Origin of the sequence: Bradyrhizobium sp., assembly GCF_049581145.1 — a bacterium.
Lineage (GTDB): Bacteria > Pseudomonadota > Alphaproteobacteria > Rhizobiales > Xanthobacteraceae > Bradyrhizobium.
Map to the genome: position 1 here is coordinate 1 of NZ_JBAURI010000181.1, position 7196 is coordinate 7196.

General features: G+C 62.3%; 7 protein-coding genes. 5 read left to right on the forward strand and 2 right to left on the reverse strand.

Annotation, left to right across the window (positions count from 1 at the left end; translation table 11 throughout):
- From WCB02_RS05845 to WCB02_RS05855, 3 genes are all read left to right on the forward strand, one after another.
- Positions 1-275 (forward strand): hypothetical protein (locus tag WCB02_RS05845; protein ID WP_423956890.1); only part of this gene is annotated, 275 nt, incomplete at its 5' end.
- Positions 276-453: 178 nt separating this feature from the next.
- The gene (locus tag WCB02_RS05850) at positions 454-687 is read left to right on the forward strand and encodes a hypothetical protein (RefSeq protein ID WP_423956891.1); all 234 of its coding nucleotides are present in this window, start codon (positions 454-456) and stop codon (positions 685-687) included.
- A gap of 426 nt (positions 688-1113) precedes the next feature.
- A complete protein-coding gene (locus tag WCB02_RS05855; protein ID WP_423956892.1) occupies positions 1114-1611 on the forward strand; it encodes a hypothetical protein in 498 nt (165 codons plus the stop codon).
- A 282-nt stretch (positions 1612-1893) separates the two neighbouring features.
- Here WCB02_RS05855 and WCB02_RS05860 read toward each other — a convergent pair whose 3' ends face one another.
- Positions 1894-2277, reverse strand: a complete 384-nt coding sequence (locus WCB02_RS05860) for a nuclear transport factor 2 family protein (RefSeq protein WP_423956893.1) — start codon at positions 2275-2277, stop codon at positions 1894-1896.
- A gap of 298 nt (positions 2278-2575) precedes the next feature.
- On the opposite strand from WCB02_RS05860, the gene WCB02_RS05865 reads away from it, so the two are divergent.
- Entirely contained in the window at positions 2576-4111 is a 1536-nt protein-coding gene (locus tag WCB02_RS05865; RefSeq protein WP_423956894.1) for an efflux RND transporter periplasmic adaptor subunit, read from the forward strand.
- Entirely contained in the window at positions 4108-5715 is a 1608-nt protein-coding gene (locus WCB02_RS05870; protein ID WP_423956895.1) for a DHA2 family efflux MFS transporter permease subunit, read from the forward strand. Before WCB02_RS05865 ends, WCB02_RS05870 begins: the two co-directional genes overlap by 4 nt.
- Positions 5716-6103: 388 nt before the next feature.
- On the opposite strand, the gene cydB is transcribed toward WCB02_RS05870, so the two are convergent.
- Complete coding sequence (gene cydB / locus WCB02_RS05875) at positions 6104-7114, reverse strand: cytochrome d ubiquinol oxidase subunit II (protein WP_423956896.1); 1011 nt, start codon at positions 7112-7114, stop codon at positions 6104-6106.
- Between the last annotated feature and the right edge of the window lie 82 nt (positions 7115-7196).

Here is a 7196-nt window from a genome sequence, read left to right on the forward strand (position 1 = left end):
CGCCCGGGTCCGTTCCTGCATCGTTATCTCCCGCCGATCACCTTGCCCTGTTTCATCAGCCGCAAACTTGCGTTAAGTGGCTGGCGGCAGGCGAGCGGCGGCCGGATACGTCCGTGGAAACTCCGCAGCCATTGCCGTGCCGGTTGGACACCGCGCCATGTTCGACAATGTCCCGGCAGCAAAGCAAAGCTGCGCCGATGCAAATCCGCCGTTCGATTCGAAACTGCGAAGCCTCGATCAAACCTGCGGCAGTCGTCGACGAGACCAAGGTATGACCAAGCCGCTACCAAGGAATGGCCAGCAACGCACGTCCGGATGATTTGCGAGAGCATCGACCAGAATTATCTCGGAGCCATGCAGGACGAAGTCGTCCGTCACTGAGGGGCCGACGGACCGAGGTCGTCGATGCGAACGGCGCAACCCGCTTTTTCCAGCAAACAGATGGAGACGAAGATGCGACTGAAATTGATCACTCTGATTGCCGTTACGGTGCTCGCTGCATTTGCGGCGCCGGCGGCGGCTGCCTCCGGACACCACCACGCGCAAGTGAAGCACCGCACAGCGGTCAACGCGCGCTTTCGGGACAGCAACGCCTATGTCGCCCCCATAGGGCAATCCTTCACAGTGCGGTCGTCCAGGCCGGACTACGATGAAGGCGCGATGACGTCGGGGATGGCAGGCCACTGATCAGCGATCGATCGAGGAAAGGTTTGATCTTATTTTGGAAGGAGGCTTCGATGCGGATATTGTCGATAGCGGCCGTGCTCGCGCGACTGGGACCAGCCGCGGCTGCGCAGACCGCCACGCAAGGTTACACCGGTGCTTATGGACCTGACGCTCCAAATCGGGCGCTGGGTGGCCCTGTGCCGGAGGTGTATCCGGGTCCGGGCAGAGATGAAGTTGGTCCCGACGGAATCTCGACAAAAGTCGTCAAGGCCGCACCTTGCGGCATCGATGCCCAGGAGACGGACCGCACGACGACCTGCATAGGAATTCCAGGCCCGGTCCCCCGCGACGACACCACGACCGGCATGTCACGTCGGTAGCGACCCAAACCGGCATTCGTCCGTTCTCCTCGGATCTTTGTCAGCAATCCGGGCGATTGAAGCAAATATGGACAAGCATTCTACCCTGCACTCCCCCACAATCAAATTGTCGTTCACGCGTTCTACAGTCGTTCCGACTGGACGGCCTTCGATCGAAGCGTCGGTCAGGATGATCGGTTGCCCTGATGTCTCGGAGAAAACCGTTATGAAGAGGCTTTTACTTTGTGTAGCGGCGACCGGCTGTTTTGCCGCAGTGGCGAGCACCGCACAGGCTCGGTCGGCCTATGACGGCTCCTGGAACCTCGTCTTCGTGACCCAGCGCGGCGCATGCGATCCCGCCTACAACTTCACCGTCAATGTTGCCGACGGAGTCGTGACGCATCCGAACCTCGTCAAGTTCAGGGGATACGTCGCGAAATCCGGCGCCGTCCGCGCATCGGTTACCGTTCAGGATAGATACGCCTCCGGTTCCGGCAGACTATCCGGCGTCTCCGGTCGTGGAAAGTGGAGCGGCTACGCAGGAAATGCGCGATGCTCCGGGTATTGGACCGCACAACGAAATTGAGACCCTGCAAGCAACCGAATCGGTCATATCCGGACGCAGCAACCGGTCCTCATGATTTCCGCTCCACCGCGATCGCCAGGCATCGCGAGCGCGGTTGGAATCATGGCTTGTGATGAATTCAGCAATTGTCCGGATTGCGGATTTCTGTGCGCGGCATGTTCGTCAAACAGCCGCAAAGCGTGGACCGCGCATATCGGCCCCTGCCGCTCGAAGCCAGCCTGAAAGGCGGCTGTCGGTCACCAGGGCATGGCTGGCGCCCACCCGCTGCGAGGCTCATTGCGGTCAAGCGTTTGCTCGCTCGACCAGGTGCGCGCGCGAGGGTCCGGGCTCAAATCGATCCGCGAAATACTGCGTTTCGTGGGCCACCAGTCCGTCGCGGAATTCCATGATGCTCACGGTGTAGGACGGTATGCCGTCATAGCTGAGGATGAATTCGGTGACCCAGAGATCGCCGCTGCCGATCATGCGACGGACCGTAAAACGCTTCTTGTTCGGCTGGACTGTGCGGCTCTCCTGAATGTTGCGCCGGCCACGGATCCGCTCGCCCGATTGCGGATAATCGAGCACGGCGTCCTCGCGATAGATCTCATGCTCGACCTCGAAATTGCTCGTGTCCGACGCCTCCCAATGCCGCTGCAACGCCGCCCGTACGGCTCGATCGTCCATCGCGCTCTCCCACTCGGTTTTCCGATCTGAAAACAATGGTAGGGCGCTGTCGACAATGGCGCCAGTCGCCGCCTCGTGATTCCCGCTCATACCTTGATATGATAGCCTACTCCCGAAGGTTGAATGGCTCGGCAGCGGCTTTCGGGATAGTCTTGGCTTCCAAGGAGGAAGAACGAGGATGCGCGAGCTATCCACATCGCGTCCTGGCGAGAATCGTGAGCGGCATCGGGACCTGGATCGGCGCGACGAGCACGAATGATCTGGTTGAGAAACGATCTTCCTTGGGAGGGATTTTCCGATGCCTACCGAGACCATCGAGCACGGGACTGGCACAGATTCGGTGCCCGCCACCGGCAGAGCGGATTCCGGGGTCGATCGCGACGCCGCACGACCACCGACAGATACTGACCCGAAGCCGGCCGCGACTCAACGGTTCACACGGCGGCGCATGCTGATGATCGGCGTGCTCGGCGCTGTCGTCATCGCGGCCGCGGTGTACGGCATTCCCTGGATCCGCTTCGTGCTCAGCACGGTTTCGACCGACGACGCCTTCGTGAACGGCCATGTGACGTTCGTCGCTCCGCGCGTCCACGGGCAGGTTGCCCGCGTTCTGGTGGATGACAACAATCGCGTGCACAAGGGAGATCTTCTCGTCGAATTGGACAAGGAGCCGTTCCGCGACGCCGTCGCCGTGAAGAAGGCGGCCGTGGTGACCGCCGAGGCGGATCTTCAGGCTGCCAGCGCCACGGCGCGCGGTATCGAAGCACAGGCCATGAGCCACCGCTGGCAATTGCAGGAGGCGGTGGAGAACGTCGAAAACCAGATAAGCCTGCTGCATGCCCGGGTCGCCGCGCTCAAGAAAGCGAAGGCCACGCTGGTCCTGGCGCAGCAGGAGTTCAACCGGACGGCGCAGCTCGTCGTATCGGACACGGCGAGCCGCGAACTCTATGATCAACGTCAGGCATCGTTGTCGATTGCCCAGGCCGGTATCGTGCAGGCCTTGGCGGATGCGAACCAGATCCGTGTCTCCTTGGGACTGCAGGCGGTGCCGGAGGACAGCGCGGAGCTCGACCAGGTGCCCCCCGATCTCGATCAGACGTTTTCTTCGGTCCTGCAGGCCCAGGCGGACCTGATCCAGGCCGCGGCCCAGTTGGGCGTCGTCCACTCCTACAACCAGTCCCCGAAGGAGATGCTCGAAGAGTTCGCAAAGCTCGGTCCCGTCGACCGCACATTCGGTCGGCTGGCCGCGGAGGCGCCGGCCGTCAAGCAAGCCGAAGCCAAGCTCGAAGCCGCCAAACGCGATCTCGCGCTGGCCGAACTCGACCTTCGCTATTGTGACGTGACAGCCGAGATCGACGGCATCGTCACGCGCCGAAACGTCAATCCCGGCGATGACGTTCAGGTCGGACAGAGCCTGATGGCGGTGCGCTCGCTCAACGAGATCTGGGTCGATGCCAATTTCAAGGAGACGCAACTGCGCGACCTGCGCATCGGTCAGGCGGCCGATCTCTATGTCGACATGTATGGCGACAAGCAGGTCTTCACTGGCCGGATCACCGGGTTCACGATCGGGACCGGATCGACACTCGCCTTGCTGCCGCCGCAGAATGCCACCGGCAACTACATCAAGATCGTGCAGCGGCTGCCGGTCCGGATCGAGCTCGAGAATTACGATCCCGACAAGAAACCACTGTTCATCGGCGCGTCGGTTGTGCCCTACGTCTATCTCGACAAGCCGCTGAGCGGACCCAATGCCGGGATGTTCCTGCAAGGCTACGAGCAGCAATCGCCGCCCCCCGCCTCGGCGGCGAACCCAGCGGGTGCCGGCAAATGACCGACCTGGCACTTCCAGCCACGAGATCCCGGGCGGACGTGAACCCGTGGCTCGTGGCCGGTATCGTCATCATACCGACCTTCATGGAGGTCCTCGATACCACCATTGCCGTGGTCGCGCTGCGATACATTGCGGGCGGCCTGTCGGCCACGGTCGACGACGGCGAATGGGTGATCACCAGCTACCTAGCCGCCAACGCCGTGATCCTGCCGATCAGCGGCTGGCTTTCGGCACGTCTGGGACGTCGCAACTACTTCCTGCTGTCGATCGCGGTCTTCACGCTGGCCTCCGGACTTTGCGGGATGGCCACAAGTCTCGGGCAGCTGATCGTGTTTCGCGTCCTGCAGGGCCTCGCGGGTGGCGGCCTGCAGCCTTCCAGTCAGGGCGTGTTGCTGGACGCCTTCCCGGTCGAGAAGCAGGGCATCGCGATGACGCTGTTTGGACTCGCAGCGTTGTTGGCCCCGGTCGTCGGTCCGACGCTGGGCGGCTGGATCACGGACAGCTATTCATGGCGATGGGTGTTTTATATCAACGTCCCGGTCGGTCTGCTGGCGTTTGCCGCGTGCTATGCCATGTTGCGGGATCCCGACTATCTGGTGAAGCAGCGCACGGAGTTGAGGAAACAGCCGTTGCGTTTTGACGGGCTCGGCCTGTCGCTCCTGGTCATCGTCATGGTCTCCTGGGAGGTGGTGCTCAGCAAGGGCCAGGAATGGGACTGGCTCGGCGATCCATTCTGGCGCGTGCAGACGCTGGCGGTTTTTTTCATTCTGGGTCTGATCGCCCTGATCTTCTGGGAGTTGCGCCACCCGAACCCCGTGGTCAATTTCCGTCCCTTGAGAGAGCGAAATTTTGCAGCTTGCTGCGTCATCATCTTTTGCGCGTTCGCTATCCTCTACGCCGCCAGCACATCGTTGCCGGCCCTGCTGCAATCGCTGTTCGGCTACGACGCTCTCAGCGCGGGACTGGTGATGTCGCCGGCCGGGTTTGGCGCGCTGCTGGCCATGCCGTTTGTCGGCCGGGCACTCGGCCGGGGAGCCGATGCAAGGTGGCTGCTCGCTGCCGGCTTGCTGATCATGGCGATCGGAAACTATTGGATGTCGCAAATGAACCTGGACATCAGCCCGGGCCAGGTCGTCTGGCCCCGGGTGATGCTGGTGTTCGGGCTCTCGATGTGCTTCGCGCCCGCGAATGTCGCGGCCTATCTCTATACTCCGCCGTTGCTGCGGGGGGCAGCCGTCGGCTTGCTCAGCCTGCTGCGCAACGAGGGAGGCAGTGTGGGGACCTCGATGGCGCAGACAATTCAGGAGCGCCGCGATCAATTTCACATCCTGCGGCTCGGCGAGTCCCTCGATTCCTTCAACGCGAGCGTGGCTTCCTTCCTCGCCCAGGCCCGCGGCGTGTTCCTGCAGCAGAGCGGCGATCCGGCCGCAGCGCAGCAACTGGCCTGGCAGGCGCTGGATAATCTGCGGCAACAGCAGGCATCGTCGCTGGCCTATTTCGATGTGTTTTGGTTGCTGGCCGTGGTGACGCTGGCACCGCTCCTCATGGTCCTGCTGATGAAGCGTTCGGTGGCCGAGAAAGGTGCCCGCATCGGTGCCGAATGAGGAGCGTCTGCGCGGATTCCATAACGCTATGGCACGGCCGTCCACTGCGGACGCCGGATGGATCAGACAGAGACGTCACCTGGGGGCCCAGACAGACAGGCCATTCGCCATGGTTTTGCTTGCGAAGCTTTTGGCCGATCGCGCCGACGGTCGCCCCGTTGCGCAAGCCGCGGGCCGGCCAATCCATGCATCGCGTCGATTCCCACAGTGCGGAGCCGCTCGCGTTCGCCTTTTTGGCGAGACCAGGCATGAAATGACTCCGAGCTCGCAGGCGATCTTTCCCTTTTGGGCAGCGTCGCGCAAAACACAGCGCAGCCGGCTTGGTTCGGCGCCCAGAGCCGGCCGGCAAAGCAGAGCTCCGCTGCGACGGATCCGGATTGCGGAGGCTTCACTGATAGCCGATGTCGGTACGCACCTTGCCGCGAAATACCCAGTAGGACCAGCTCGTGTACATCAGGATGACCGGCAGCAGCACGAGCGTGCCGACCAGGAGAAACGCCTGGGTCCGGTCCGAGGACGCCGCCTCCCACAAAGTGAAATGATAGGGCACGATCATCGGATAGAGACTGATGGTAATTCCCGCATAGGATAGTACGAAAAGGCCTATGCCGCCCGCGAAGGGAAGGATTTCCGAGCGGCCGTACAGCGCACGCCAGGTAACAAAGGCGACGACGGCCGTCGCAACGGGAACCGGCGCCAGAAACAGCATGTTGGGAAAAGCGAACCAGCGCGAGGCGATTGCCGGATTCATGATCGGTGTCCAGACGCTGACGATACCGATCGCCGCCAGGACGCCGACCAGGCAGACCCGGCCCTGCCGGCGGGCAGCCTCCTGAACGCTGCCTTCGGTCTTGAGAATGAGCCAGCCCGCGCCGAGCATTCCATATCCGAACAGCAACGCTATGCCGGTGAGGATCGAGAACGGGGTCAGGAAATCGAACGAGGTGCCCGAGAATACCCGCCCGCTGACCTGAAATCCCTGGATGAAGCTGCCGATCACCATGCCTTGCGCGAAGGTCGCGATGCCCGATCCGTAGTTGAAGGCGCGATCCCAGAACGTCTTGTGCTCGGCATCGCGGAAGCGGAATTCGAACGCGACGCCGCGAAACACCAGCGCCAGCAGCATCACCAAAATCGGAAAATAAACCGCCGGGATGATGATGGCGAAGGCCAGCGGAAAGGCCGCGAGCAGGCCGAGCCCGCCAAGCACCAGCCAGGTTTCATTGCCATCCCAGATCGGCGCAATCGCGTTCATGATCGTGTTGCGCGCGGCGGTGTTCGGTGCGAGGCCATAGAGAATGCCGACGCCGAGGTCAAAGCCGTCGAGCAGGACGTAGAAGAATACGGCAAGGCCCAGGATCAGCGTCCAGATCGGTACGAAGTCCAGAACTTGGTTCATCGCTTGCCTCCTCCTGCAACGCCCGCTCCTGCGAGCACCGGGGCCACGGGCCGGCCGGCCTCGATCGTCGCCAGCCGTTCGG